This is a genomic window from Embleya australiensis, from assembly GCF_051903075.1.
Taxonomy (GTDB): Bacteria; Actinomycetota; Actinomycetes; order Streptomycetales; family Streptomycetaceae; genus Embleya.
The window spans coordinates 6,086,544-6,110,271 of the sequence record NZ_CP182422.1; the positions used below are offsets into that span (position 1 = coordinate 6,086,544).

The window sequence follows — 23,728 nt, forward strand, 5'->3', positions numbered from 1 at the left end:
GCACGCTCGCACCGTCATCGCGCGCGGCAACGGTGTTCAGGCCGGGTACGCACGCGCCTCGGTGGCCTTCACCGCCGCCCATACCGGCTTCCCGGGCGCGAGTTCGAGTTCGGCGACGGACAGTGGCGTGACGTCGGCGAGCAGCGGCACCGGGCCGGTCAACTCGACGCGCACCGTGTCGCCGTGCAGTTCCATGCCGTCCACCTCGACCTGCCACAGGTTGCGCGGGCTGCCGTCGGGGCGGCTGCGGTACAGCGTCACCGCCGACGGCGGGAAGGCCACGAACACCTCGGCCGCGTCCGGGAGTTCGGCGACCACCAGCCGCTGCCCGGCGGCCAGCTCGACGCCGCCGGCGGAGGTGGTGCCGCGGTACAGGTTCAGGCCGACCAGGCGGGCCACGTAGTCGGTGCGCGGATGCCGGGCCACCTCCGCCGGGGTGCCGTCCTGGACCGCGCGGCCCGCCTCGATCACGGTGAGCCGGTCGGCCAGCACCATCGCGTCGAGCGGATCGTGGGTGATCACCACCGCGACGCCGTCGAAGTCGGCGAGATGCCGGCGCAGCGTGGCGCGGATCTCCACCCTGGTGCGCGCGTCGAGGGCGGCCAGCGGCTCGTCCAGGAGCAGCAACCGGGGGTGGGTGGCCAGCGCCCGGGCGAGCGCGACCCGCTGCGCCTGGCCGCCGGAGAGCCGACCCGGCTTGACGCCGGCGTGCTCGGCCAGGCCGACCCGCTCCAGCCATTCGGCCGCCCGCGCGCGCGCCTCGCGCCGGCCGACGCCCTGGCAGCGCAGGCCGAAGGCGACGTTGTCCAGCGCGGACAGGTGCGGGAAGAGCAGGTAGTCCTGGAACACCACGCCCACCGGCCGCCGCTCGGGCGGGGTGTAGCGGCGTCGCCCCGGATCGTCCAGGTCGACGCCGGCGAGCCGGGTGTGCCCGCCGCCGAGGGGGGTCAGGCCCGCCAGGGCGCGCAGCGCGGTGGTCTTGCCGGCGCCGTTGGGGCCGAGCAGCGCGACCACCTCGCCGGGCGCGGCGGTCAGGTGTACGTCCAGGCGGAACGCGTCGCGCGCGACCACGAGATGCGCGTCGAGACCGGAGGTCGCGTCGGGTGCCGGGTCGGGCGCCGCGTCGGGTGTCTTGTCGAGGCCGGTCACGACGTGGTCATCCAACGCTCGCGCAGGCCCGCCAGGATCAGCACGGACACCGCCAACAACACCAGGGAGAGCACGATCGCCGCCTCCGGATCGGTTTCGAGCGCGAGGTAGACGGCGAGCGGCATCGTCTGGGTCTTGCCCGGGAAGTTGCCGGCGAAGGTGATGGTGGCGCCGAACTCGCCGAGCGCGCGGGCCCACGCGAGTACCGCGCCCGCCGCCACGCCAGGGGCGATCAGCGGCAGGGTGACCCGGCGGAACGCGGTCCAGCGGGACGCGCCCAGCGTGGCCGCGGCCTCCTCGTACCGCGGATCCGCCGCTCGCAGCGCGCCCTCGACGCTGATCACCAAAAACGGCATCGCCACGAACGCCTCGGCCACGATCACCCCGGTGGTGGTGAACGGCAGCGTGTAGCCGAACGTGTCGTCCAGCCACTCGCCGACGATGCCCCTGCGGCCCAGCACCAGGAGCAGCGCCACGCCACCCACCACCGGCGGCAGCACCAGCGGCAGGGTGACCAGCGCCCGGACCAGGCGTCGCCCGGGGAAGTCGGTACGGGCGAGCAGCCACGCCAGCGGCACACCGAGCACAAGCACGATGCCGGTGGCCATCGTCGCGGTGAACAGGGAGAGCTTCAGCGCCTCGCGGACCTCGCCGCTGCCGAGTTGGCTCCCCAGGTTGCTCCACGGCGCCCGGATCAGCAGTCCGAGCAGCGGCAGCACCAGGAACACCAGGCCGATCAGGCCGGGGACGAGCAGGGCCAGGGGCGCGCCGCCGCGGCGCGGACGTTCGGCCCGCACGCGGCGGCGGACCCGGGGAGAGCCGATCACGGGGCCTGGAAACCCGCCGCGGTCAGCGCGGTGCGGCCGGGCTCGGCCAGGACGAAGGCGACGAACGCCTTGGCCGCGTCGGCGTTGGGCGCCTTCGCGAGCGGGACGATCGGGTACGTGTTGACCGCCTGGGCGGATTCGGGGAAGTCCACGCCGACCACCTTGGCACCCGCGGCCTTGACGTCGGTGCGGTACACGAGCGCGGCGTCCACCTCGCCGAGGGTGAGCTTGGTCAGCGCGGCCTTGACGTCCTGTTCGAGCGTCGACGGGGTGAACTTGACGCCGCCCGCGTCGAGCGCGGTCTTGGCGGCGGCGCCGCACGGGACCTGCGGGGCGCACTGGGCGACCTTGAGGCCGTCCCGCTTGAGGTCGGCGAGCGACTTGATGTTCTTCGGGTTGCCCGGGGCCACCGCGATCTGGAGGGTGTTCTTCGCGAACGCGGTGGGTGTGCCGTCGGCGCTCTTGCCGTCGGTGACGAGCTTCATGTTCTTCTCGTCGGCGGAGGCGAACACGTCGGCGGGCGCACCCTGGTTGATGCTCGCGGCGAGCGCCGAGCTGCCCCCGTAGTTGAACTTGACGGTGACGCCGGGGTGGGCGGTCTCGAACTGCCTGCCCAGTGCGGTGAACGTCTCGGTCAGCGAGGCGGCGGCGAACACGGTGACGGTGCCCTTGAGCGGCTTGGCATCGGCGGCGGGCGTGCTGCCGGGGGCCTGCGGGGCGGCCTTCGGGGCGTCCTTGTCGCTCTTCTTCCCGTCGTCGTCGCCGCCGCACGCGGCAAGGGTCACCATCGCCCCCGCGAGCAGCGTCGCCGCGATCGCCCGCCTGGCTCGCACCGTCCCGATTGCGCCCACTGTGCCCACTCCCAGCTATTCGAGGGAGTGCTCGCGCGCGCCCTCGGTCCGCTCCACCATGACATTCGTCGACTTCACGACCGCGGTGGCGAGGACGCCGACCCGGAGGCCGAGTTCGTCCGCGGCCTCGGCGCTCATCAGCGAGACCACCCGGTACGGCCCGGCCTGGATCTCGACCTGGGCCATCACCGTGTCCTTGCGGACGTCGGTGACGATGCCGCGGAAGCGGTTGCGCGCCGACGACCAGCCGAGCCGTTCGCTGTCCGCGCGGGCGTCGCCGGCGGCCGTCGAGCGGGCGAACGCGGCCAACGCCGCACCGTCCACCACCCGCCGACCGTTCTCGTCCCGCCGCGCGTCGAGTCGACCGGAGTCCACCCATCGCCGCACCGTGTCCGCGCTCACACCGAGCAGAGCCGCCGCGTCACCGATTCCGAACGTGTTCACGGCCGGATCCTAGCCACGCGCGTCTCTCCCGCCGGAGCGAAGCCGATGTACGCAGGCGGCGGCCGGGCCGTCGCCTGCGGAGCGTCATCCTTGCAGATGCCAGGATGTTTCCGCCATGGGCCTCGCAGATTCGATCCGGTCGGCCATCCGCAGCGGCGTCGTGGCGGCTGTGTCGGACCCGGCCGGCAGGGTGGCGATCGTGCATCGAGACGACGTGTGGAACCTGATCGAGGAAGCCCGCCGGACCGGCGCCGACCCGAACGAACGCCTGCGCGTGTTGTGCGATCGGCTCTCGGGCCTTCCGCTGCCGGAGATCGTGGGCTTCCAGGTCGGCCTGGACGAGGTGCGCCGGCCGCTGGACACGTGGATGTCGTGGGCCGCCGCCGCGCGGATCATGGGTGGTTTCTGCTCCGACGACGGCTTTTGGTACTTCCAACCCTGGGTGATCGGCCTGGGCCGCGACGCCTACGAGCGGGTGGTCGCGGACCCGGACGCGCTCGCCGACCTGCCGGAGGTGCGGTGCCTGGCCGGCCGGCCGTTCGAATCCTGGTCCGACGCGGAATGGCCGCAGTGGGAGGAACTGGCCTACGTCGCCGCAGAGGCATACGAGGCGCGAACGGGACTGGAGGACGGCCTGGAAAACGCGTTGGACGCCCTGGACATCGACCTCCCGGCCGATCCGAGCCCACCGGACGACGGCCTCACCGACACCGCCCGAGCCCGACTCCTCCCCAAGCTGCACGCCCTCTTCCCCTGACCCGAGACGGCGCGGCGGGCGACGGCTGCGATCGGTCGCCGACGCTATCGGCGGAGGATGGGCGCGAGGTCCTTCAGCGCCAGGTGTATGTCTCGTCGGTCACCGGGGGCAAGGCGGCGTCAGTGGTGGGGGCATGTGGGGTGGGTAGGGCGGTGAGAGGCCCGGTGATCGGTGGGAAGACGAGAAGTTCGGCGGTTTTGCGGTAGTCGATCCATACGATCGTGCCGACTTCGTGGCTTCCGTCGGGGAGTTCGTCCCGCTCGTGCGCCGCGAGGCGGGCGCGGATTTCGGGGGTGATGTGCAGGCGGTGGATCAGGTGGATTTTGCGTGGCGGCGGGGTGCGACCCGGGCGGCTGACGCGCTGGTCGAGGATCCACAACAGCTCGCCGCCCTCGACCCGCTCTACGTCGAGGTCGAGTTCTTCGACGAGTTCGCGGCGTAGGGCCGTCGCGAAATCCTCGCCCTCCTCGACGTTGCCGCCGGGCAGGACGTAGAGCGGGGAGCCGCCACGGTCACGTCGGATCAGGGCGATCTCGGCGCCGCAGAAGACGAGGGCGCCGACCCGGACCTTGATCCGGGAGAACGGGACCGCCGTCGGGTCCGGGTCCGGGGTCTGTGTCATGGCGCTCAGTATCGCGACTCGGCTCCCGGGGCCGAACGGCTTCCCTCGCCACCGCGCCGTCCGCTGGGCTACTTGCTTGCGGCGGTTGCCAGTTCGGTGAGGGTGGTCTTCGTGGGGGTGGCTGTGATTTTCAGGTGTTCGGTGGTTGTCGTGGCGTCCAGGTGGGAGGTGCCGTCCGTCAGGTAGAGCATTTCCTCGAACTCGGCGATGATCGGGTTTTCCCGGCCCAGCGCGCGTAGTTCGTTGATCGACATTCGGGTCAGGGTCGGGGTCGGGGAGTTGGTCAGGGTGGCGAAGTGGGTGGTCAGGGTGCGGATGGAGGCGGTGGACGACGGGACGTGCCAGGCGCGGCCCCAGGATTCGGGGGAGCGGGCCGCCGCGACCAGGGTGCGGGCGACGTCGCCGTTGTAGGACCAACTCTGGGGCGCGTCGAGGTCGTCGGGGACCGCGGCCGGGGTGCCGGCGAGCACGTTCGGGACGACCACGAAGTTGAACAGCGAGGCCACGCCCACGCCGAGGTACGTGCTTGCGCGCACCTCGGTGACCAGGGCCCGGCCCGCCTCGTGCGCGTCCAGCGCGTCGGTCCACATGTCGGCCCGGACCCGGCCCTTGACCGTGGTCGGCGCCATCGGCAGGTCCTCGGTCATCGGCCCGTCCACCGGGCCGTAGCCGTATACGTTGCCGAGCATCACATAGCGCACCCCCGTCCGCTCCGCCGCCGTCAACAGCGCGGCGGCCAACGGTGGCCAGTCGGTGGGCCAGCGGTCGTAGGCCGGCATCGCGCAGTTGAACAACGTAGCGGCGCCACGCGTGAGTTCGGTCAGGCGCGCGGCGTCGGACGCGTCGGCGGCGACTCGTTCGATCAAGGGATGCTCCGGGCCGCCGCCGCGCCGGGTGACGACACGGACCCGCTCGCCGGACTCGGCCAGGAGCAGGGCGGTGGCGGTACCGGTGGTGCCGGCGCCGACCACGACGTGGAACACGGCGGATGTGGACATGATCACTCCAGGAGGGAAAGGGGGGTGGCGGGGGATGTCCGAACGGACGTGCCCAGCCTTCCGCTTCCGCCCGGGCGTACGGTAGTGGCCGGAATGCCAAACATCCGGAGGTTCGGGCCATGGGGGTCACGTCGGGGGCCATGCATCGAATAGCCGTCGTGGCCGTGCCGCCGGTGACCACTTTCGACCTGTCCATTCCGGAACTGGTGCTCGGCGCCGTCGAACTGGCCGACGGCGCGCCCGGGTACGAGGTGCGGGTGTGCACCGCCGATCCCGGCCCCGTCGTCGGCACCGGCAGCCTCGACATCGTGGTGCCGCACGGCCTGGACACGATCGACACCGCCGACACGGTCGTGGTCACCGGCACCGGAGCTCGCGCCGACGCCGACCCGAGGATCCTGACCGCGCTGCGCACCGCCGGGGCGGCCGGCAAACGCGTCGCGTCGATCTGTACCGGCGCCTTCGTGCTGGCCCAGGCCGGCCTGCTCGACGGGCGCGCGGCCACCACGTACTGGACCATGACCGACGAGTTCCGCCGCCGCTTCCCGGCCGTCGACCTGCGACCCGACGTGCTGTACGTCGAGGACGGGCCGATCCTGACCTCCGCCGGTCTGTCCGCCGGTATCGACCTGTGCCTGCACCTGATCCGCACCGACCACGGCGCGGCGATCGCCAACACCGTCGCCCGCCTGGTCGTCGCGGCCCCGGTCCGCCCGGGCGGCCAGGCCCAGTTCATCGAAACGCCCCTCCCGGCGGAGAACGGCGTATCGCTCGCCGAAACCCGCGCCTGGGCCCTGGCCCGGCTCGACCACCCGCTCACCCTGGCCGACCTCGCCGCCCACGCGAACACCAGCGTGCGCACCCTCACCCGCCGCTTCCACGCCGAGGCCGGCCTCAGCCCCCTGCAATGGCTCCTCCACCAACGCATCGACCGGGCCCGGGAGTTGCTGGAATCGACGAACCTGACCATGGAACAGGTGGCCCACAACAGCGGCATCGGCACCACGGATTCCCTGCGCAAACACCTGCTCCGCCGCACCGGCCTGACGCCCAGCGGCTATCGAGCGGCGTTCACGCGCATGTGAGGCCGCCGACTTCCGCTCGGGCCGGAGCCGTGCCGCCCGCCGTCACCTCGAACTCCTCCGCCCGAATGCCCAACATCCGGCCCAGTTCGGTGCGGCCGGCCTCGGTGGCTCGGACCGCGCGGCCCGTACCGACACGTTCGGTCCAGCCCCGGGACAGGAACAGCCGGCACAGTTCGGCGCCGGCCGTGCCGGCCAGGTGGTGGCGGCGTTCGGTCCAGTCCAGGCAGGGGCGGGCCAGGGGGCGTTTGCCGGAGGTGGTGAGGTCGGCGCCGAGCTCCGTGAGCCAGGCCAGGCCCGCGTCGGTGATCGCGAAGCCGGCGTCCTGGCGGAGCAGACCCCGGGCGGTGAGCGCGTCGGTGATCGCCACACCGAGCCGGCCGGCCAGATGGTCGTAGCAGGTACGCCCCCGGGCCAGGGCCGCGCCGGCCGAGTGCGCCCGCAGCGACGCCGCCGGCCGAGGGGTCGCCGGCGTCGTGTACGCGGCCAGGTCCTCGACCAGCCGCGCCACCCCCGCATCGGCCAACCGCACATACCGGTGCCGCCCCTGCCGCTCCCCGACCAGCAGGCCACCCTCGACGAGGCGGCTCAGGTGCTCGCTGATCGTGGACGGCGCGACCCCGCAGTGCCGGGCCAACTCGCCGGCGGTCCAGGCCCGCCGATCCAGCAGGGCCAGGCACACCGCCGCCCGCGTCTCGTCCGCGAGCAACGCGGCGAGCGCGGCGAGGCGAGGCACCGAATCCGGATCGGAGGCACGTGCGATCGAGTCCATGCCGCCATCATCACCCCGGGACGCTTCGGCCCGGACCGAAGGGTTCGCCGCCGCCGAGCGGCCGTGCGCGGGCCCGGCTCTGTCAGGATGGGGGCGTGTTCCTACCGCTCACGGGTGTCACCGTCGTCTCGCTCGAACAGGCCATCGCCGCGCCGTACGCCACACGCCAACTGGCGGATCTCGGCGCCCGGGTGATCAAGATCGAGCGGCCCGGGGCGGGGGATTTCGCCCGGGCGTACGACGAGACCGTCGAGGGTTTGTCCAGCCACTTCGTCTGGGCCAATCGGGGGAAGGAAAGTCTGACGCTCGACGTGAAGGACGAGCGGGCGCCGGAGATTTTGGATCGACTGCTGGCCCGGGCCGATGTGTTCGTGCAGAACCTGGCTCCGGGCGCGGCCGATCGGCTCGGGCTCGGCGCGGCGGAATTGCGGGCCAGATTTCCTCGGCTGATCGTTTGTGGAATATCGGGTTATGGGACCGCGGGACCCTATCGGGACAAGAAGGCGTATGACCTGCTCGTGCAGTGCGAGGCGGGACTGCTGTCGGTCACCGGTACCGCCGAGGAGCCGGCCAAGGCGGGGATTCCGATCGCCGACATCGCCGCCGCGATGTATGCCTTCACCGGATTGCTCACCGCGCTCTACGAGCGGCAACTCACGGGCGAGGGCAGCTCGTTCGAGGTTTCGATGCTCGATGCGCTCGGCGAGTGGATGGGGTTCCCGTACTACTTCGCGACCTACGGCGGCACACCCCCGCCACGAACCGGGGCCCGGCATGCGGCGATCGCGCCCTACGGGCCGTACCGCGTGGGCGGCGGCGGGCAGGTGTTCGTGGGTGTGCAGAACGATCGCGAGTGGGCCGCGCTCTGCGAACGGGTGCTCGGGCGGCCGGATTTGGTCGAGGATCCGGACTTTCGCAGCAATTCGCTGCGGGTGGCGGCCAACGAGCGGCTGACCGTGCTGATCGAGGCCGCCTTCGCGGACCGTACGGCCGACGAGATCGTGGCGGGCCTGGACGCGGTCGGCATCGCCAACGCCCGGATGCGCACCGTCGCCGAATTCGCCGACCACCCGCAACTCGCCGCCCGTGACCGACTGCGCACCGTCGAGTCCCCGGCCGGCCCGCTGCGCGCGCTGCTGCCGCCGGTCACGGTGGCCGGCCGCGAACCGGCGATGGGCCCGATCCCGGCGGTCGGCGAGCACACGGCGGCGATCCTCGCGGAGCTGGGGTTCACCGAGCCGAAGCCGAAGCCGGAACCACAGCCGGAACCCGAGCCGAAGGCGCCCCGCGAGTAGCCGACACGCGGCCCTCGACCGGAAATATTTCTCCGCCTCCCGAGCCCCGCGACATTTCCGTGCTAGCCTCGAGGCAGTTGCAGTAGTGGTTCCCATGAATTTTGTGAGCGCCTTACGGTCGTGACCGTCGGGCGCTTTTTGTTTATCCAGACCGGATTCGTGTGAAGAGTGAATTGCTGTTGCGGCCTGTGGATGTGCGTGTGTGCACGTCCGCATTCGGCACCACGAAGGAGATTTGTATGGCTACTGGAACCGTGAAGTGGTTCAACGCGGAAAAGGGCTTCGGCTTCATCCAGGCGGACGACGGCGGCCCGGATGTCTTCGCGCACTACTCGGCGATCCAGTCGCAGGGCTTCCGTGAGCTGACCGAAGGTCAGAAGGTCAGCTACGACTCCGTGCAGGGCCAGAAGGGCCCGCAGGCGGAGAACATCACCGTCTGATCCACGCCGCACCACCCGCACGGCCCGTCCCCTTCAGGGGGCGGGCCGTGTGCGCGTACCGGAGCGATCCCCGCGCGTTGCATGATGCCCCCATGGCATACATCGGCAACGACGAGCACGTCGGCCGCATGCGCGTGATCCGTGCATGCGGCCGGATCCTGTCCGGGGTACGGCCCGCCACGGTCGCCGAGCGGCTGGCCCGGCTCGACGCCTACGCGCGGGAGAACGTCGACCCCGACGAATGGCCGGACACCTACGGTGACGGCGGCGCCGTTGCCCGCCTGGAGGCCCGGACCGCCGAGCTGCTCGGCACCGAGGCGGCGCTGCTCTTCCCCACCGGCACGATGGCCCAGCAGGCCGCGCTGCGCATCCATGCCGGAGCCACGGGATCCGACGTGGTCGGCATCCACCCCCGCGCCCACCCGCTGACCTACGAGCGTGACGCGATCTCGGTCCTGTCCGGGCTCCGGCCGCTCGTGCTCGCCCAGGGGCCGGGGCAGATCACCGCCGACGACGTCCGGAGCAGCGCCGAGCGATTCGGCACGCTCTTCTACGAACTCCCGCTGCGCGACCACGGCTTCGTACTGCCCGCCTGGGACGAGCTGATCGCCGTCGTACAGGCCGCCCGGGATCGGGACGCCGCGCTGCACCTGGACGGTGCCCGGCTGTGGGAGAGCACCACGGGGCTCGGACACGGGCTGACCGAGATCGTCGACCTGTTCGACTCGGTGTACGTGTCCTATTACAAGGGCCTCGGCGCGAGCGCCGGGGCCGCTCTCGCGGGCGACGCCGAGCTGATCGAGGAGGCGCACGCGTGGCGCCACCGCTACGGCGGGCGACCGTTCCAGGCCTGGCCGATGGCGCTGGAGGCGCTGGCCGCGCTCACCGAGACCCTGCCCCGGCTGGCGACCTGCGTCGGGCATGCCGCAACGGTGGCGGCCGGCCTTGCCCGGGTGCCGCGGACCAGGGTGTTCCCGGCGGTCCCGCACACCCACCAGTTCCAGGCGTGGCTGCCGTACCCGGCCGAATTGCTCAACCGGGTGAACGTCGAGTACGCCGTCGAGCGTGGCGTGTGGCTCACCGGCCGCTGGACCGAGCCGGGGCTGCCGGGCCTGTCGTACACGGAGATCACCGTCGCCGAACCCGCCCTGGAGTGGACCGAGGACGAGGTCGCCGACGAGTTCGGCGCGTTCGTGGAGCGAGTCCGCAAGAGCGGCTGAGCGCGGGCGCGGCGGGCGAGCCGACGGGCGGGCGTCGGTGACATGTGTCACCCCCGCCGCCCACGCCGATCCGGGCATGTTGCGTCAAGGCGGGCCACTGAGCAATGCTGGCCCCGCGCCGGCCCTACCGGCGCGGGGAGGGCGTGGCAGGAACCCGGTGCGATCCCGGGACGGTCCCGCCACTGTGACCGGCTCCGCCGTACGACGTCGACCGACGTCGACCACGGCGCGACCGGGAGTCAGGAACTGCGCGTCTCACCCCGAGTCCGATGGGGCGCGGACCCCGGAGAGGCGCTTCCAGGTGACGATTTCGTCCTGCCGGCGTTCTTGCACACCCAGCCGACGTACACCCGGCCGACGTACGCCCGGCGACCACACGCCCGGCGGCCACACGCCCGTCCACTCCACGCCCGGCGGCCACCCGCCCCGCCGGTCGGCCCTCGGCATCGTCCCCGCCGGAGGCTCCCGGTGATCCTCCTCCTCTCCACCTCCGACACCGACCTGCTCAGCGCCAAGGCGAGCGAGGGCGACTGGCGCCTGGCCAACCCCTCCCGGGTGGACGTGGCCGACCTGCCCGCGCTTCTCGACGGCACCGACCTCGTCGTGGTCCGCCTGCTCGGCGGCCGGCGCGCCTGGGAGGCGGGCCTGGACGCGCTGCTCGCCGGACCGCGCCCGGTGGTCGTGGTCAGCGGCGAACTCGCCGCCGACGCGGCGCTGATGGAACTGGCCACGGTGCCCGCCGGGGTGAGTGCGCAGGCGCACGCCTACCTCGCCCAGGGCGGCCCGGCCAACCTGACCCAGCTGTACCGCTTCCTGTCCGACACGCTGCTGCTCACCGGCTTCGGCTTCGAGCCGCCCGTCGAGGTGCCCTCCTGGGGGCGGCTCGACCGCACGGCGTCCGGCGGCGACGGTCCGGCGGTGGGCGTGCTGTACTACCGCGCGCACCACCTGGCCGGGAACACCGCGTTCGTGGCCGACCTGTGCACGGCGATCGAGAACGCGGGTGGGCGGCCGGTACCGATCTGGTGCGCCTCGCTGCGCGGCGCCGACGAGTCGTTGTTCGCCGCGCTCGGCGAGTTGGACGCGCTCCTGGTCACCGTGCTCGCGGCGGGCGGCGCCGGTGGGGCCAAGCCCGCCGAGGTGTCCGCCGGCGGCGACGACGAGCAGTGGGACGTCGGCGCGCTGGCCGGACTCGACATCACCATCCTCCAAGCGCTCAACCTCACCACCAGCCGGGCCGAGTGGGAGGCCGGCGACGCGGGCCTGTCGCCGCTGGACGCGGCCACCCAGGTGGCCGTACCGGAGTTCGACGGCCGGCTGATCACCGTCCCGTTCTCGTTCAAGGAGACCGGCGCGGACGGGCTCACCCACTACGCGGCCGACCCCGAACGGGCCGCCCGGGTGGCCGGGATCGCGGTACGACACGCCCTGCTCCGGCACGTACCGGCCGCGGAGCGCCGGGTCGGCGTGGTGCTCTCCGCGTACCCGACCAAACACTCCCGGATCGGCAACGCCGTCGGCCTGGACACCCCCGCCTCGGCGGTCGCGCTACTGCGCGCGATGCGCGCGGCCGGCTACGACGTCGGCGCGCTCGACGGCGCCGACGCGCTGCCGGGTCTGGAACCCCCGGACGGCGACGCGCTGATCCACGCGCTGATCGCGGCCGGCGGCCAGGACCCCGAGTGGTTGACGGAGGGGCAGCTCGAAGGCAACCCGGTCCGGATCTCCGCCGCCGCCTACCGCGAGCGCTACGCCACCCTGCCGCTGGGGCTGCGCGCGAACATCGAGGAGCACTGGGGCCCGCCGCCCGGCGAGCTGTACGTGGACCACTCGCGCGATCCGGAGGGCGAGATCGTGCTCGCCGCGCTGCGCGCGGGCAACGTCATCCTGATCATCCAGCCGCCGCGCGGCTTCGGCGAGAACCCGGTCGCCATCTACCACGACCCGGACCTGCCGCCGAGCCACCACTACCTGGCCGCCTACTGGTGGCTGGACGCGCCCGCCGGGCCGGGCGGCTTCGGCGCACACGCCCTCGTACACCTGGGCAAGCACGGCACGTTGGAGTGGCTGCCGGGCAAGAACCTGGGGCTGTCCGCGGAGTGCGGTCCCGACGCGGTGCTGGGCGATCTGCCGCTGGTGTACCCGTTCCTGGTCAACGACCCGGGCGAGGGCGCACAGGCCAAGCGGCGCGCGCACGCGATCATCGTCGACCACCTCGTGCCGCCGATGGCGCGCGCCGAGACGTACGGCGACCTGACCCGCCTGGAGCAACTGCTCGACGAATACGCCAACGTGCAGGCGCTCGACCCCGCCAAGGGCCCGGCCCTGCAGAGCCAGATCTGGACGCTGATCCAGGCCACCAAGCTGGACCACGACCTCGGCATCACCGACCGGCCGCACGAGGCCGAGTTCGACGACCTGATCCTGCACCTGGACGGGTGGCTGTGCGAGGTCAAGGACGCGCAGATCCGCGAGGGCCTGCACATCCTGGGCAGCGCGCCCACCGGCGAGGGCCGGATCAACCTGGTCACCGCGATGTTGCGGGCACGTCAGGTGTGGGGCGGACGGGCCGCCGCGCTGCCGGGGTTGCGCGAATCCCTCGGTCTGGTCGAGGGCGGCAGCGCCTCGCGCACCGAGACCGACGACGCCGAGGACCGGGCGCACCGGCTGGTCGCGGCGATGGAGGCGGCCGACTGGGATCCGACTCGGGCGGCGGCTGTCACCGCCGAGGTGCTGGGCGGCGAATCGCCCGCCGTCGCCGAGGTGTTGGCGTTCGCGGCGACCGAGATCGTGCCGCGCCTGGACCGCACCGGGGACGAGATCGGCGCGGTGCTGCATGCCCTGGAGGGCGGCTACGTCGCGGCCGGGCCCAGCGGTTCGCCGCTGCGCGGGCTGGTCAACGTGCTGCCGACCGGCCGCAACTTCTACACGGTGGATCCGAAGGCGATCCCCAGCCGACTGGCCTGGGAGACCGGACAGGCGCTCGCCGACTCGCTGTTGGCCCGCTACCGCGCCGACAACGACGGGAACTGGCCGCGCTCGGTCGGCCTTTCGGTCTGGGGCACCAGCGCGATGCGGACCAGCGGCGACGACATCGCCGAGGTGCTGGCGCTGCTGGGCGTGCGGCCGATCTGGGACGACGCGTCGCGCCGGGTGACGGGGATCGAGACGATCCCGCCCGCCGAACTGGGCCGCCCGCGCGTGGACGTGACGGTGCGCATCTCCGGCTTCTTCCGGGATGCCTTCCCGCACGTGGTGTTGCTGCTCGACGACGCGGTGCGGCTGGCCGCGGAGGCGGACGAGCCGGAGGAGGACAACTACGTCCGGGCACACGTGCGGGCGGACGTCGCGCGGCACGGCGACGCGCGGCGCGCCACCACGCGCGTGTTCGGCTCGCGGCCGGGCGCGTACGGCGCGGGCCTGCTGCCGCTGATCGACGCGCGCACCTGGCGCGACGACGCGGACCTGGCCGAGGTGTACGCGACGTGGGGCGGCTATGCCTACGGGCGGGGCCTGGACGGGGTGTTCGCGCGTGAGGACATGGAGGACGCGTACCGCAGGATCGCGGTCGCGGCCAAGAACACCGACACGCGCGAGCACGACATCGCCGACTCGGACGACTACTTCCAGTACCACGGCGGCATGGTCGCCGCGGTGCGCGCACTGACCGGGACCGCGCCGGCCGCGTACATCGGCGACTCGACCATGCCCGACGCGGTCCGCACCCGCACCCTCCAGCAGGAGACCGCACGGGTGTTCCGCGCCCGGGTGGTCAACCCGCGCTGGATCGAGGCGATGCGCAAGCACGGCTACAAGGGCGCGTTCGAGCTGGCGGCCACCGTGGACTACCTGTTCGGCTACGACGCCACCACCGGCGTGGTGGCGGACTGGATGTACGAGAAGCTCGCGGGCGAATACGTCCTGGACGAGACCAACCGCGAGTTCATGCGCACGTCCAACCCGTGGGCGCTGCGCGGGATCGCCGAGCGGCTGCTCGAGGCGGCCGACCGGGGCATGTGGGAGAAGCCGGAGGCGGCCACGCTCGACGGGCTGCGCGAGGTGTACCTGGATGTCGAGGGCGATCTCGAAGGCGGCGAGGACGCGGGGGATGGCTGACGGGAATCCCGTGTCGCGGCCGGTGTCGGACGCGGTGTCTCTGGCGGGGGCACCGTTCACCGGCACCGGTCCGGTGTCCGTGGTCGGGATCGGGGACGACGGGTGGGTCGGACTGTCCGAGGCGGCGCGGGCATTGGTGGGCGAGGCCGAGGTAGTGGTCGGCGGGGCACGGCATTTGGCGATGGTGCCGGACACCGGATCCGAGCGGGTCGCGTGGCCGTCGCCGTTCCAGGTGGGCTTCGTGGCCCACCTGGCGGCGTCCCGACGGGTGTGCGTACTGGCCAGCGGTGACCCGATGTTCTTCGGCGTCGGGGCCACGCTGGTCCGCAGGTTGGGCGCCGATCGGGTCACCGTGCTGCCGGTGGCCTCGTCGGCGTCGTTGGCCTGCGCGCGGCTCGGCTGGTCGACGCAGACCGTGGCCGTGGTCAGCACGGTGGGCCGACCGCTCGACACCCTGTCCGCCGAACTGGCCGCCGACCGACGGGTGTTGGTGCTCAGCGCGGACGGGTTGACCCCCGGGCGGGCGGCGGCGCTGCTGGTGGCGCGCGGCTTCGGTACGAGCGAGGTCACCGTGCTGGAACACCTGGGCGGCCCGGCCGAGTCGATGTGGCGCGGTACCGCCGACGCGCTCGCGGCGGCCCCGGAGCGGCGGTTCGCGGACCTGAACGTGGTCGCGGTCGCGTGTGGGCCGGGCCCGGGACTGAGCCGGTTGGCCGGTCTGCCGGACGACGCCTACGCGCACGACGGGCAGTTGACCAAGCGGGAGATCCGGGCGGTCACACTGGCCGCTCTCGGGCCGCGTCCCGGCGAACTGTTGTGGGACGTCGGCGCGGGCAGCGGCAGCATCGGGATCGAGTGGATGCGCGCGCACGCGTCCTGCCGGGCGATCGGCTTCGAGGCGCGTGCCGATCGGGCCGAGCGGGCCGGGGCCAACGCGGTCGCGCTCGGTGTACCGGGTCTGCGGATCGTGCGCGGCCGGGTGCCGGACGTGCTCCCGGAGGGCGAGGCCCCGGACGCCGTCTTCGTCGGCGGCGGGCTGACCGTGCCGGGTGTGGTCGAACGTTGCTGGTCCGCGCTGCGTCCGGGGGGCCGGTTGGTCGCCAATGCCGTGGTCGCCGAGACCGAGGCCGAGCTGGTGCGCCATCGGGCCTCGCACGGCGGGGAGTTGACCCGGCTACAGATCACCCGAGCCACCCCGGTGGGCCGTTTCACCGGATGGCGACCGGCGATGCCGGTCACCCAATGGGTGGCCGTCAAGCCGGCCGGCCCCGAACCAGGAGTAACCCACCCATGACCGTGCACTTCATCGGCGCCGGCCCCGGCGCGGCCGACCTGATCACGGTGCGGGGGCTGCGCATCATCGCCGCGTCGCCGGTGTGCCTGTACGCGGGCGCGCTCGTCCCGCGCGAACTCGTCGAGGCCGCACCGCCCGGCGCCCGCCTCGTGGACACCGCCGACCTGAACCTGGATCAGATCGTCGAGGAACTGCGGGCGGCGCACGCCGCCGGGCACGACGTGGCCCGCCTCCAGTCGGGGGACACCTCGTTCTTCAGCGCGGTGGCCGAGCAGCAGCGCCGCCTCGACGCGCTCGGCATCCCGTGGGACATCACCCCGGGCGTACCGGCGTTCGCCGCCGCGGCGGCGGCCATGGGTCGGGAGTTGACGCTGCCGACGGTGGGCCAGACGGTGATCCTGACCCGGGTCGCCGGCAACGCGACGGCGATGCCGCCCGGCGAGGACCTGGCCACCCTCGGCCGCTCCGGCGCGCTGCTCGTGCTGCACCTGGCGATCGGCCAAGTCGAGCGTGTCGTGGCCGAGTTGACCCCGCTGTACGGCCCGGACTGCCCGGTCGCGGTGGTCGCCCGCGCGTCGCGCTCCGACGAGCTGATCGTGCGCGGCGAACTGGCCGACCTGGTATCGCTGGTGCGCGACAACGGGATCAGGGCGGTGGCGGTCATCATGGTCGGCCGCGTGCTGGGCGAACCGGGCTTTTGCGACAGCCACCTGTACAGCGAGGCGCGCGACCGGGCGGCCGAGTCGCAGCCGGCCGGATGACCGGGCGGGCGCCGCTACGCGGGTTCGGCGCGGCCGACGATCGTGCCGCCGCGGTCGATCGCGATCACGTCCACGGTGATCGGGATCTCGCTGCCGCGCAGCAGGTCGCGCGCCGCGTCCCGGGCGGCCTCGGCCACCGCGTCGCCGAGCGGGAGGTCGGCGGCGCGGGCCAGTTGCAGGGCGTGCAGCGCGGTGTTCGCGGCGCGGATGTCCGCGACCGACTCCGCGTCCCCGCCCACCGCCGCGGCCCGCTCGGCGAGGTGGTCCAGGTTCACCTGCGAGCGGCCCGAGTGCAGGTCGAGATGGCCGTCGGCGAGCTTGGAGAGCTTGGCGAAGCCGCCGGCGATGGTCAACCGCGGAATCGGGTGCCTGCGCAGGTACTTGAGCAGCGCACCCGCGAAGTCGCCCATGTCCAGCAGTGCCGTGCCGGACAACCCGTGCACCTCGGCGCCGACCCGCTCCGACGTGGTGCCGGTGGCGCCGAGCACGTGCCTCTCGCCGGTGGCCGCCGCGACGTCGATGCCCCGGCGGATCGAGTCGATCCAGGCCGAGCACGAGTAGGGGATCACGATGCCGGTGGTGCCCAGGATGGACAGGCCGCCGAGGATGCCCAGGCGCGGATTCCAGGTCTGCTCGGCGATGCGCTCGCCGTCGTCCACGGACAGCTCGACCGTGACGTCACCGGTGCCGCCGTACGTGCCGGCCACCCGCGCCACCGCCTCGCGCATCAGCATGCGCGGGACGGGATTGACCGCCGGTTCGCCGACCGGCAGCGGCAGGCCGGGCAGCGTCACGGTGCCGACCCCGGGCCCGGCCAGGAACGTCACCCCGGACCCGGCCGCCGCGTGCCGCACGGTGGCCCGGATCAACGCCCCGTGCGTGGCGTCCGGATCGTCCCCGGCGTCCTTGACCACACCCGCCATCGCCACGTCCGCGCCGCGCTCCTCGACGGCGAGGGCGAACGCCGGCGTCTGCCCGCCGGGCAGGTACACCGTCACCGGATCGGGGAACTCGCCGGTCAGCAGTGCCTGATAGGCGGCCGTCGTGGCAGCCGTGGCACACGCCCCGGTGGTCCAGCCGCGGCGCAGCGGGCGATCGGGGCGTGTCATCGGAGCAGGAGCCGGTCATGAGCGGGAGGGCACCATCCGCCGACGGTCGGGTGCTCCTCGTGCTCGGCGGCACCTCCGACGCCCGGACCCTGGCCGCACTCGTCGCGGACACGCCCGGACTGCGGGTCGTGTCGTCGCTGGCGGGGCGGACCCGGGCGCCGGTGTTGCCGGTCGGCGAGTCCCGGGTGGGCGGCTTCGGCGGCATACCCGGCCTGGTGGCGTGGCTGCGGGCCCGGGACGTGGCGGGCGTCGTCGACGCCACCCACCCGTTCGCGGCCCGCATCTCGGCGCACGCGGTCGCCGCCTGCGCCGAGGCCGGCGTACCGCTCCTGCGGCTGCAACGGCCGGGCTGGACGGCCGTGCCGGGCGACGACTGGCACCCGGTCGACTCGGCCGAGCACGCCGCGCGGGTGTTGCCCGGCCTGGCCCGTCGGGTGTTCCTGACCACCGGGCGCCTGGAGACCGCGCCGTACGCGCACCTGGACCATCTGTGGTTCCTGCTGCGCAGCGTCGAGCCGCCCACCGGCGCACTGCCCCGGGCCTGTGAAGTGCTGCTGGCCCGAGGTCCGTTCACGGTCGAGGACGAGATCGCGCTGATGCGCGACCGCCGCGTCGAGGCGATCGTCACCAAGGACAGCGGCGGCACCCAGACGGCGGCCAAGCTCACCGCGGCGCGCGAACTCGGCCTGCCCGTGGTGCTGATCCGCCGTCCCGAGGCGACCGCGCCGGAACAGGTCGCCGACGCCGCGAGCGCCGCGCGCTGGGTCCTGGCCAGGGCGGTCGCCGGCGGGACGCCGGGCGGGGCGTGAGTCGTACATATCAGTCACTGTGACACAAACCCGCATGGCGGCCCCGCCCCGGACGCTCAGGCCGGGTAGCGACGCGGCGTGTACACGCCGGTGCCGCCGTCGGGGCGCGGGTAGGCGCGGGTCTGGGACGAGCCGATGATCAGCAGTGTGCGCATGTCGACCACGTCCGGGTCCAGGTCGGCGAGGCGGACCACCCGTACCGACTCGGTCGCACCGCCGACGTCGCGGCCGACCACCACCGGGGTGTCCGGCGAGCGGTGCTTCAGGAACAGGTCGCGGGCCTCGGCGACCTGGGTGCGCCGGGTCTTCGAGGCCGGGTTGTAGATCGCCACCGCGAGGTCCGCCTCGGCGGCGGCGGTCAACCGGCGCTCGATCACGTCCCACGGCTTGAGGATCGCGGACAGGCTGATCACACAGAAGTCGTGGCCCAACGGCGCACCCGCGCGCGCCGCCACGGCCTGCATCGCGGACAGCCCCGCGACCACCCGGACCGGGACCTCGGTGGCCGTCTCGTGCGCGGCCTCCAGCACGGCCGAGGCCATCGCGAACACGCCCGCGTCGCCGGAGGAGACCACCGCGACCCGGCCGCCCGCCTCGGCCAACGCGATGGCGTGGCGGGCGCGTTCGGCCTCGACCCGGTTGTCGGTGCGGTGCCGCTTCTGGCTCGGGCGGGGCTGGACGCGGTCCACGTACGGGCCGTAGCCGACCACGTGGTCCGCGGCGGCGAGCGCGGCGTGCGCGTCGGGGGTGAGCCATTCGGGGCCGGCCGGGCCCAGGCCGACCACGTCGATCGAGCCGAGTTCGCCGGTGGGTTCGGGGATGGCGTAGTCCGGCTCCGGCTCGCGCGGGGTGCGGTTGGTGGCGAACTCGCCGCCGGGCGCGGTGGAGGGGGTGATCACCAGGGAGAAGTACGGGACGTCGGCCGGTTCGACCTCGGCGAGCGGACGCACCCGCTGCCGCTCGGTGGTGGCGCGCTCCACGTACCACGTGCGATCGGCCAGTCCGGCCCGCTCGAACGCGCCCCGGACGGCCGGGAAATGCCGCTTGCCGAGCTTGATCACCGCGGCCGAGTCGGCCGTGCGCAGCCGCGCCGCGAGCACGTCGGGCGGGAGCGTACCGGGCAGGATCGTCAGCACCTCGTCGTGCTGGACGAGCGGGCGGCCCAGCACCGCCGCCGCGCCGCTGACCGAGGTCACCCCGGGGACCACCTCGACGGGATAGCGGTCGGCGAGCCGTTCGTGCCAGTACATGTACGAGCCGTAGAAGAACGGGTCGCCCTCGCACAACACCGCGACGTCGCGACCGGCGTCCAGATGCGCGGCGATCTCGGCGGCGGTCGTGTCGTAGTAGTCGGCGAGCGCGCCGTCGTAACCGCCGGGGTGATCGGTGCTCTCGGTGGTCACCGGGTATTCCAGCGGCAGGCGCAGCTGGTTCTCGGTCAGATAGGGCTCGGCGATGGTGATCGCGACGCCGCGGGCGCCCTTCTTGACCGGGTACGCGACCACGTCGGCCGAGGTGATCAGGCGATGCGCCTTGAGGGTGATCAGCTCGGGGTCGCCCGGGCCGAGGCCGATGCCGTACAGGCGGCCGGTGGTGGTCACGCTGTGCTCCTGGGGGTGGGTGTGGGGGTGGTGCCGCGGGTCCGCGGGCTGCTCGTGCGGGGCATCGGCTATTCCTGCTCGCTCGCGAGCGCGTTCAGCGCGGCGGCGGTCATCGCGCTGCCGCCGCGGCGGCCGTGCACGACGAGGTAGGGGATGCCGGCGGGGTGCTCGGCGAGGGCCTGCTTGGACTCCGCCGCGCCGATGAAGCCGACCGGGATGCCGATGATCGCGGCGGGGCGCGGGGCACCCTGGTCGATCAGTTCGAGGAGCCGGAACAGCGCGGTGGGCGCGTTCCCGACGGCCACCACGGCGCCGCCCAGGTCGTCCACCCACAGGTCCACGGCGGCGGCACTGCGGGTGGTGCCCTGCTCGGCGGCGAGCACGGGGGTACGGGGGTCGGCGAGCAGGCAGCGCACGTCGTTGTCCCGGGGCAGCCGTTTGCGGGTCACCCCGGACGCGACCATGTTCGCGTCGCACAGGATCGGCGCCCCGTCGCGCAGCGCGGCCGAGCCGGCGCGGGCCACGTCGGGATGGAAGCCGACGTCCTGCGGCAGGTCGGTCATGCCGCAGGCGTGGATCATCCGGACGACGACGCGGGAGACGTCCTCGGGGAAGCGGGACAGGTCCGCCTCGGCCCGGATGGTCGCGAACGAACGCCGATAGATCTCGGGGCCGTCCTTGATCCAGTCGTCCACGTCGGCTGCTCCTTCGCCCGCGAGCGGGGTGATGGTGGTCGGGGTGATGGTGATCGGGGTACGTGGCGGTCGGCCACGGCGGGGGTGGGTCGGGGGGTGGGCGTGGGCGCTCATGTCCGGCTCGGCGGCCCGGTCGGCGCGGTGGCCCCCTCGGCATCCGGCGGCCCGGCGGCATCCGGCCGGAGGGCCAGGTAGCCGCCGTCCTCCCGGGCCACCAGCACGGTCGCCCCGGGGGGTGTGCCACAGGCGCGGGCACAACCGACCCAGTGTGTGGCGACACGGGTGGGCGATGCCGGACCGGCGTCGCCGGAGAGGTCTTCGTCCAGGTCGCCGTCGAGGACGAGTGCGGTGGCCCGGGAGTGGCCCAGCGCGTGGCGGGTCGCCTCCGCGCGGACGTCGGCCAGGGCTCGGCGGCACGCCCCCAGGCCGCTGCACGCGCTCACCCCGCGCCACGGCGACGCGGGGTCGGCGGACAGGCCGGCCGCCGCCAACCCGGCCGTCACGCCCGCCGGGTCGGCCAGGTCCCGCACGACCAGGCCCCGGGAGCCGGTGATCCGTACCTCGGCCCCCGTCGCGACCAGCGCGCGCAACTGTTCCGGCGTCAACCGCCCGAGCGGCACCGAGACCCCGACGGCATACCGGCCGTCGCTTTGCCGCAGCACCCCGATCGGCGGCCCCGCGTCGCGCCGCCGCGTATCCGGGTGCGTCGCCGCGCCGTCCGCGACCGGTCCGGGACGCCCCGGGTCGTCGCCCAGTTCGGCGGCGAACGCCACTGCGCCGTACGGGAGTTCGCGGACGTGCCAGGCGCCGCTGTCGGCGCGGGCGGTCAGGAACGCGCGGGCCGCGCGCACGATCGCGGTCGCCGCGTCGGCCGGGGCGAAGCGCCATCCCGTGTCGTGGCCGGCGGCGTACAGCGCGACGGTGCTCGCCGACCGGGCCACCAGGTCCAGGTCGTGGCGGGCGGAGGCGATCGGGAGGCCGCCGTCGTCGATGCCGATCAGGAAGCGGCCGGACAGCGCGGTCAGGTCCGGCGCCGCGCACACGGCCTCGTCCACGGCGGTCAGGATCGGGTCGGCGTCGAGCAGGGCCCGCGGATCGCGACCCGCCAGCGGGCTCGCCATGATGTTGCGTACCCGATCGTGGCTGCGCGAGGGCATCAGGCCGGCCGCCGCGACGGCGTCGGCGAAGCCGGGCAGGTCGGCCTCGGCCAGACCGCGCAGCTGGATGTTGGCGCGGGCCGTCAGATCCACCGAACCGGTGCCGAACCGCCCGGCCAGGGCGGTGAGTTCGCGTATTTGGCGGGGTCCGAGCCGGCCGCCCGGCAGGCGTACGCGCGCGATCAGTCCGTCGTCGGCGGGGGAGGTGTCCACGACCCCGGGGCAGGCGTCGTCACGGTCTCGGATCGGCACCGCCCCCACCCCCTTCGTGCCGCCTCGCCGGCCTGCGTCGGGGTGTCCGGTCGGTCGCCCCGGGCCGGATCGTGCACCGGCCAGATGCGACACTGTTGCATATGGACGACGGTGTACAGCACCCCACCCCCGACCCGGTGGCCGAGGCGGTGCGGCAGATCCGCGCGCACGGCGAGCGGGTCACGGTGGCGCGTACGGCGGTGTTGCGGGTCCTCGCCGACGCCGACGAACACCTGAGCGCCGACGCGATCTTCGCCGCCGTCTCCCGCGCCGCGCCGGGGGTACACCGGACCACCATCTACCGGGCGCTCGACGCCCTCGAACGCCTCGACCTGGTCGCCTTCACCCGGCTCCGGCACGACGCGGCCACCTACCACCTGGCGGGCCATCTCGTCGGCGGCGCGCGGGTGTACGTACGCTGCCGGGTCTGCGGCACGGTCGGCCACGCCCCGGGCGACCTGCTGGACGACGTGGCGTTCCGGCTGGCCGCGGAACAGGGCTTCGCCCTCGACCCGACCGCCGTGGCCCTGACCGGCCGCTGCGAACGCTGCGCCAAGCCGACCTGAGCCGCCGGGCCCTCCGGCCCGGCCTGGTCCGGGCCCAGGTCGCGTACGGAAGTCGACGTGGGCCCGGCGGCGGCAGCGGTGGCGGCGGCCCGCATCGGGTGCGGGTCAGGCCGGGTGCACGAAGCGGTACCCGTCGGACAGCGCCTCGGGCAGCCATACCTCCAGCGCGGCGATCGTCTGGTCGCGGTCCCCGCCGCCGTCGTGGTTGAGCACGATCGAGCCGGTCGTGAGCGCGCTCCGTACCCGCTCGGCGATCACGTCCGCACCCGGGCGCGACCAGTCCAGCGGATCGACCGACCAGCCCAGCGGACGCAGCCCGCGAGCGCTCAGCGCGCCCATCACCTCCGGCGACCAGCCGCCGTACGGCGCGCGGAACCACTGGACGCGATACCGGGGCAACACCCGCGCGATCGCGGCGAGGTTGCGGTCGACCTCCTCGGCCACCTCGTCCGGGTTCAGCCGCCGAAGGTCCGGGTGCGACCACGAGTGACCGGCGATCATGTGTCCGGCGTCGTGGATCGCGCGCACCAGTTGGGGATGCTTCTCGACCTCGCTGCCCACGACGCAGAACGCCGCGCGCACCCGATGGCGGCGCAGCACTCGGAGCACCCCGGGGGTGTAGTCGGGATGCGGCCCGTCGTCGAAGGTCACCGCGACGCGTTGGGGGCCGGCGTCGACCGTGCGTACCGGTTCCGGGACGAAGGCGGGACGGGGGGTGGGGTGCTTGTCCGTCGCGGAGGCGGACGGAGCGGCGGCGAAGAGACCGAGAGTGGTGGTTGCGGCGGCGCCCATCAGCAACGTGCGACGCGACGACGTGACGGAAGTGGTGTCCATGTCGTGTGTCTGGCATACGTTTGTGATCACTTCGGTGCGGACACGCACGAGTCGGGCGGAGTTCACCGGTTCGGAGC

General features: G+C 73.5%; 22 protein-coding genes and 1 riboswitch. Of the genes, 10 read left to right on the forward strand and 12 right to left on the reverse strand.

The window, feature by feature from the left end; all coding sequences use genetic code 11:
- Positions 1-36: 36 nt before the first annotated feature.
- Genes ACMXN5_RS26355 through ACMXN5_RS26370 form a run of 4 tightly spaced genes read right to left on the reverse strand, consistent with a single transcriptional unit; the run spans position 37 to position 3,271 of the window.
- Complete coding sequence (locus ACMXN5_RS26355) at positions 37-1,149, reverse strand: ABC transporter ATP-binding protein (RefSeq protein ID WP_439677295.1); 1,113 nt, start codon at positions 1,147-1,149, stop codon at positions 37-39.
- The gene (locus ACMXN5_RS26360) at positions 1,146-1,976 is read right to left on the reverse strand and encodes an ABC transporter permease (protein ID WP_439677296.1); all 831 of its coding nucleotides are present in this window, start codon (positions 1,974-1,976) and stop codon (positions 1,146-1,148) included. The genes ACMXN5_RS26355 and ACMXN5_RS26360 overlap by 4 nt, the downstream gene beginning before the upstream one ends.
- Positions 1,973-2,809 (reverse strand): molybdate ABC transporter substrate-binding protein, encoded by an 837-nt coding sequence (modA, locus tag ACMXN5_RS26365; RefSeq protein ID WP_439677297.1) that lies wholly within the window; start codon positions 2,807-2,809, stop codon positions 1,973-1,975. Before modA ends, ACMXN5_RS26360 begins: the two co-directional genes overlap by 4 nt.
- Before the next feature lie 33 nt (positions 2,810-2,842).
- Positions 2,843-3,271: a TOBE domain-containing protein gene (locus tag ACMXN5_RS26370; protein WP_078974592.1), complete on the reverse strand. Its 429-nt coding sequence runs from the start codon at positions 3,269-3,271 to the stop codon at positions 2,843-2,845.
- 115 nt (positions 3,272-3,386) lie between these two features.
- Between ACMXN5_RS26370 and ACMXN5_RS26375 the strand changes: the two genes are divergently transcribed.
- The gene (locus ACMXN5_RS26375) at positions 3,387-4,028 is read left to right on the forward strand and encodes a DUF4240 domain-containing protein (RefSeq protein ID WP_439677298.1); all 642 of its coding nucleotides are present in this window, start codon (positions 3,387-3,389) and stop codon (positions 4,026-4,028) included.
- Between the two features lie 73 nt (positions 4,029-4,101).
- Here the strand turns inward: ACMXN5_RS26375 and ACMXN5_RS26380 are convergent, their stop codons facing one another.
- Positions 4,102-4,650, reverse strand: a complete 549-nt coding sequence (locus ACMXN5_RS26380) for an NUDIX hydrolase (RefSeq protein WP_439677299.1) — start codon at positions 4,648-4,650, stop codon at positions 4,102-4,104.
- 68 nt (positions 4,651-4,718) lie between these two features.
- Positions 4,719-5,648, reverse strand: coding sequence for an NAD-dependent epimerase/dehydratase family protein (locus ACMXN5_RS26385; RefSeq protein WP_439677300.1), 930 nt, complete (start codon positions 5,646-5,648; stop codon positions 4,719-4,721).
- Positions 5,649-5,767: 119 nt separating this feature from the next.
- Here ACMXN5_RS26385 and ACMXN5_RS26390 point away from each other — a divergent pair, with 119 nt between their 5' ends.
- On the forward strand, positions 5,768-6,733 hold the full coding sequence (locus ACMXN5_RS26390; protein WP_439677301.1) for a GlxA family transcriptional regulator: 966 nt from the start codon (positions 5,768-5,770) through the stop codon (positions 6,731-6,733).
- On the opposite strand, the gene ACMXN5_RS26395 is transcribed toward ACMXN5_RS26390, so the two are convergent.
- Complete coding sequence (locus ACMXN5_RS26395; RefSeq protein ID WP_439677302.1) at positions 6,720-7,502, reverse strand: ArsR/SmtB family transcription factor; 783 nt, start codon at positions 7,500-7,502, stop codon at positions 6,720-6,722. The genes ACMXN5_RS26390 and ACMXN5_RS26395 overlap by 14 nt on opposite strands.
- Before the next feature lie 95 nt (positions 7,503-7,597).
- On the opposite strand from ACMXN5_RS26395, the gene ACMXN5_RS26400 reads away from it, so the two are divergent.
- The 6 genes from ACMXN5_RS26400 (at position 7,598) to cobM (ending at position 16,628) form a co-directional block, all read left to right on the forward strand.
- Positions 7,598-8,797, forward strand: a complete 1,200-nt coding sequence (locus ACMXN5_RS26400) for a CaiB/BaiF CoA transferase family protein (RefSeq protein WP_439677303.1) — start codon at positions 7,598-7,600, stop codon at positions 8,795-8,797.
- 239 nt (positions 8,798-9,036) lie between these two features.
- Positions 9,037-9,237, forward strand: a complete 201-nt coding sequence (locus ACMXN5_RS26405) for a cold-shock protein (RefSeq protein ID WP_439677304.1) — start codon at positions 9,037-9,039, stop codon at positions 9,235-9,237.
- Between the two features lie 92 nt (positions 9,238-9,329).
- Positions 9,330-10,457 (forward strand): threonine aldolase family protein, encoded by a 1,128-nt coding sequence (locus ACMXN5_RS26410; protein WP_439677305.1) that lies wholly within the window; start codon positions 9,330-9,332, stop codon positions 10,455-10,457.
- 147 nt (positions 10,458-10,604) lie between these two features.
- A riboswitch (cobalamin riboswitch) is annotated at positions 10,605-10,706 on the forward strand.
- Positions 10,707-10,925: 219 nt separating this feature from the next.
- Entirely contained in the window at positions 10,926-14,573 is a 3,648-nt protein-coding gene (gene cobN, locus ACMXN5_RS26415; RefSeq protein ID WP_395791751.1) for a cobaltochelatase subunit CobN, read from the forward strand.
- On the forward strand, positions 14,566-15,867 hold the full coding sequence (cbiE, locus tag ACMXN5_RS26420; protein WP_439677306.1) for a precorrin-6y C5,15-methyltransferase (decarboxylating) subunit CbiE: 1,302 nt from the start codon (positions 14,566-14,568) through the stop codon (positions 15,865-15,867). Before cobN ends, cbiE begins: the two co-directional genes overlap by 8 nt.
- Positions 15,864-16,628, forward strand: a complete 765-nt coding sequence (gene cobM, locus ACMXN5_RS26425) for a precorrin-4 C(11)-methyltransferase (protein WP_439677307.1) — start codon at positions 15,864-15,866, stop codon at positions 16,626-16,628. Before cbiE ends, cobM begins: the two co-directional genes overlap by 4 nt.
- A gap of 14 nt (positions 16,629-16,642) precedes the next feature.
- Here cobM and ACMXN5_RS26430 read toward each other — a convergent pair whose 3' ends face one another.
- Positions 16,643-17,737, reverse strand: a complete 1,095-nt coding sequence (locus ACMXN5_RS26430; RefSeq protein WP_439677308.1) for a cobalt-precorrin-5B (C(1))-methyltransferase — start codon at positions 17,735-17,737, stop codon at positions 16,643-16,645.
- 17 nt (positions 17,738-17,754) lie between these two features.
- On the opposite strand from ACMXN5_RS26430, the gene ACMXN5_RS26435 reads away from it, so the two are divergent.
- On the forward strand, positions 17,755-18,546 hold the full coding sequence (locus ACMXN5_RS26435; protein ID WP_439677309.1) for a cobalt-precorrin-6A reductase: 792 nt from the start codon (positions 17,755-17,757) through the stop codon (positions 18,544-18,546).
- Between the two features lie 56 nt (positions 18,547-18,602).
- Here the strand turns inward: ACMXN5_RS26435 and ACMXN5_RS26440 are convergent, their stop codons facing one another.
- The 3 genes from ACMXN5_RS26440 to ACMXN5_RS26450 all read right to left on the reverse strand — a co-directional run bounded on the left by ACMXN5_RS26440 (position 18,603) and on the right by ACMXN5_RS26450 (position 22,251).
- Positions 18,603-20,147 (reverse strand): precorrin-2 C(20)-methyltransferase, encoded by a 1,545-nt coding sequence (locus ACMXN5_RS26440; RefSeq protein WP_439677310.1) that lies wholly within the window; start codon positions 20,145-20,147, stop codon positions 18,603-18,605.
- Positions 20,148-20,215: 68 nt separating this feature from the next.
- Positions 20,216-20,842 (reverse strand): precorrin-8X methylmutase, encoded by a 627-nt coding sequence (locus ACMXN5_RS26445; RefSeq protein WP_379997013.1) that lies wholly within the window; start codon positions 20,840-20,842, stop codon positions 20,216-20,218.
- 110 nt (positions 20,843-20,952) lie between these two features.
- Positions 20,953-22,251: a cobalamin biosynthesis protein CobG gene (locus ACMXN5_RS26450; RefSeq protein WP_439677311.1), complete on the reverse strand. Its 1,299-nt coding sequence runs from the start codon at positions 22,249-22,251 to the stop codon at positions 20,953-20,955.
- Positions 22,252-22,352: 101 nt separating this feature from the next.
- On the opposite strand from ACMXN5_RS26450, the gene ACMXN5_RS26455 reads away from it, so the two are divergent.
- Entirely contained in the window at positions 22,353-22,817 is a 465-nt protein-coding gene (locus tag ACMXN5_RS26455; RefSeq protein ID WP_395791765.1) for a Fur family transcriptional regulator, read from the forward strand.
- A gap of 105 nt (positions 22,818-22,922) precedes the next feature.
- Here the strand turns inward: ACMXN5_RS26455 and ACMXN5_RS26460 are convergent, their stop codons facing one another.
- Positions 22,923-23,651, reverse strand: a complete 729-nt coding sequence (locus tag ACMXN5_RS26460; RefSeq protein WP_439677312.1) for a polysaccharide deacetylase family protein — start codon at positions 23,649-23,651, stop codon at positions 22,923-22,925.
- Between the last annotated feature and the right edge of the window lie 77 nt (positions 23,652-23,728).

Bases quoted from the DNA above. Each gene is read 5' to 3' on its own strand.
- ACMXN5_RS26430 (WP_439677308.1), bottom strand. From the start codon at position 17,737: ATGACACGCCCCGATCGCCCGCTGCGCCGCGGCTGGACCACCGGGGCG.
- ACMXN5_RS26405 (WP_439677304.1), top strand. From the start codon at position 9,037: ATGGCTACTGGAACCGTGAAGTGGTTCAACGCGGAAAAGGGCTTCGGC.
- ACMXN5_RS26455 (WP_395791765.1), top strand. From the start codon at position 22,353: ATGGACGACGGTGTACAGCACCCCACCCCCGACCCGGTGGCCGAGGCG.
- ACMXN5_RS26460 (WP_439677312.1), bottom strand. From the start codon at position 23,651: ATGGACACCACTTCCGTCACGTCGTCGCGTCGCACGTTGCTGATGGGC.
- cbiE (WP_439677306.1), top strand. From the start codon at position 14,566: ATGGCTGACGGGAATCCCGTGTCGCGGCCGGTGTCGGACGCGGTGTCT.
- ACMXN5_RS26410 (WP_439677305.1), top strand. From the start codon at position 9,330: ATGGCATACATCGGCAACGACGAGCACGTCGGCCGCATGCGCGTGATC.
- ACMXN5_RS26385 (WP_439677300.1), bottom strand. From the start codon at position 5,648: ATGTCCACATCCGCCGTGTTCCACGTCGTGGTCGGCGCCGGCACCACC.
- ACMXN5_RS26435 (WP_439677309.1), top strand. From the start codon at position 17,755: ATGAGCGGGAGGGCACCATCCGCCGACGGTCGGGTGCTCCTCGTGCTC.
- ACMXN5_RS26375 (WP_439677298.1), top strand. From the start codon at position 3,387: ATGGGCCTCGCAGATTCGATCCGGTCGGCCATCCGCAGCGGCGTCGTG.
- cobM (WP_439677307.1), top strand. From the start codon at position 15,864: ATGACCGTGCACTTCATCGGCGCCGGCCCCGGCGCGGCCGACCTGATC.
- ACMXN5_RS26380 (WP_439677299.1), bottom strand. From the start codon at position 4,650: ATGACACAGACCCCGGACCCGGACCCGACGGCGGTCCCGTTCTCCCGG.
- ACMXN5_RS26395 (WP_439677302.1), bottom strand. From the start codon at position 7,502: ATGGACTCGATCGCACGTGCCTCCGATCCGGATTCGGTGCCTCGCCTC.
- ACMXN5_RS26390 (WP_439677301.1), top strand. From the start codon at position 5,768: ATGGGGGTCACGTCGGGGGCCATGCATCGAATAGCCGTCGTGGCCGTG.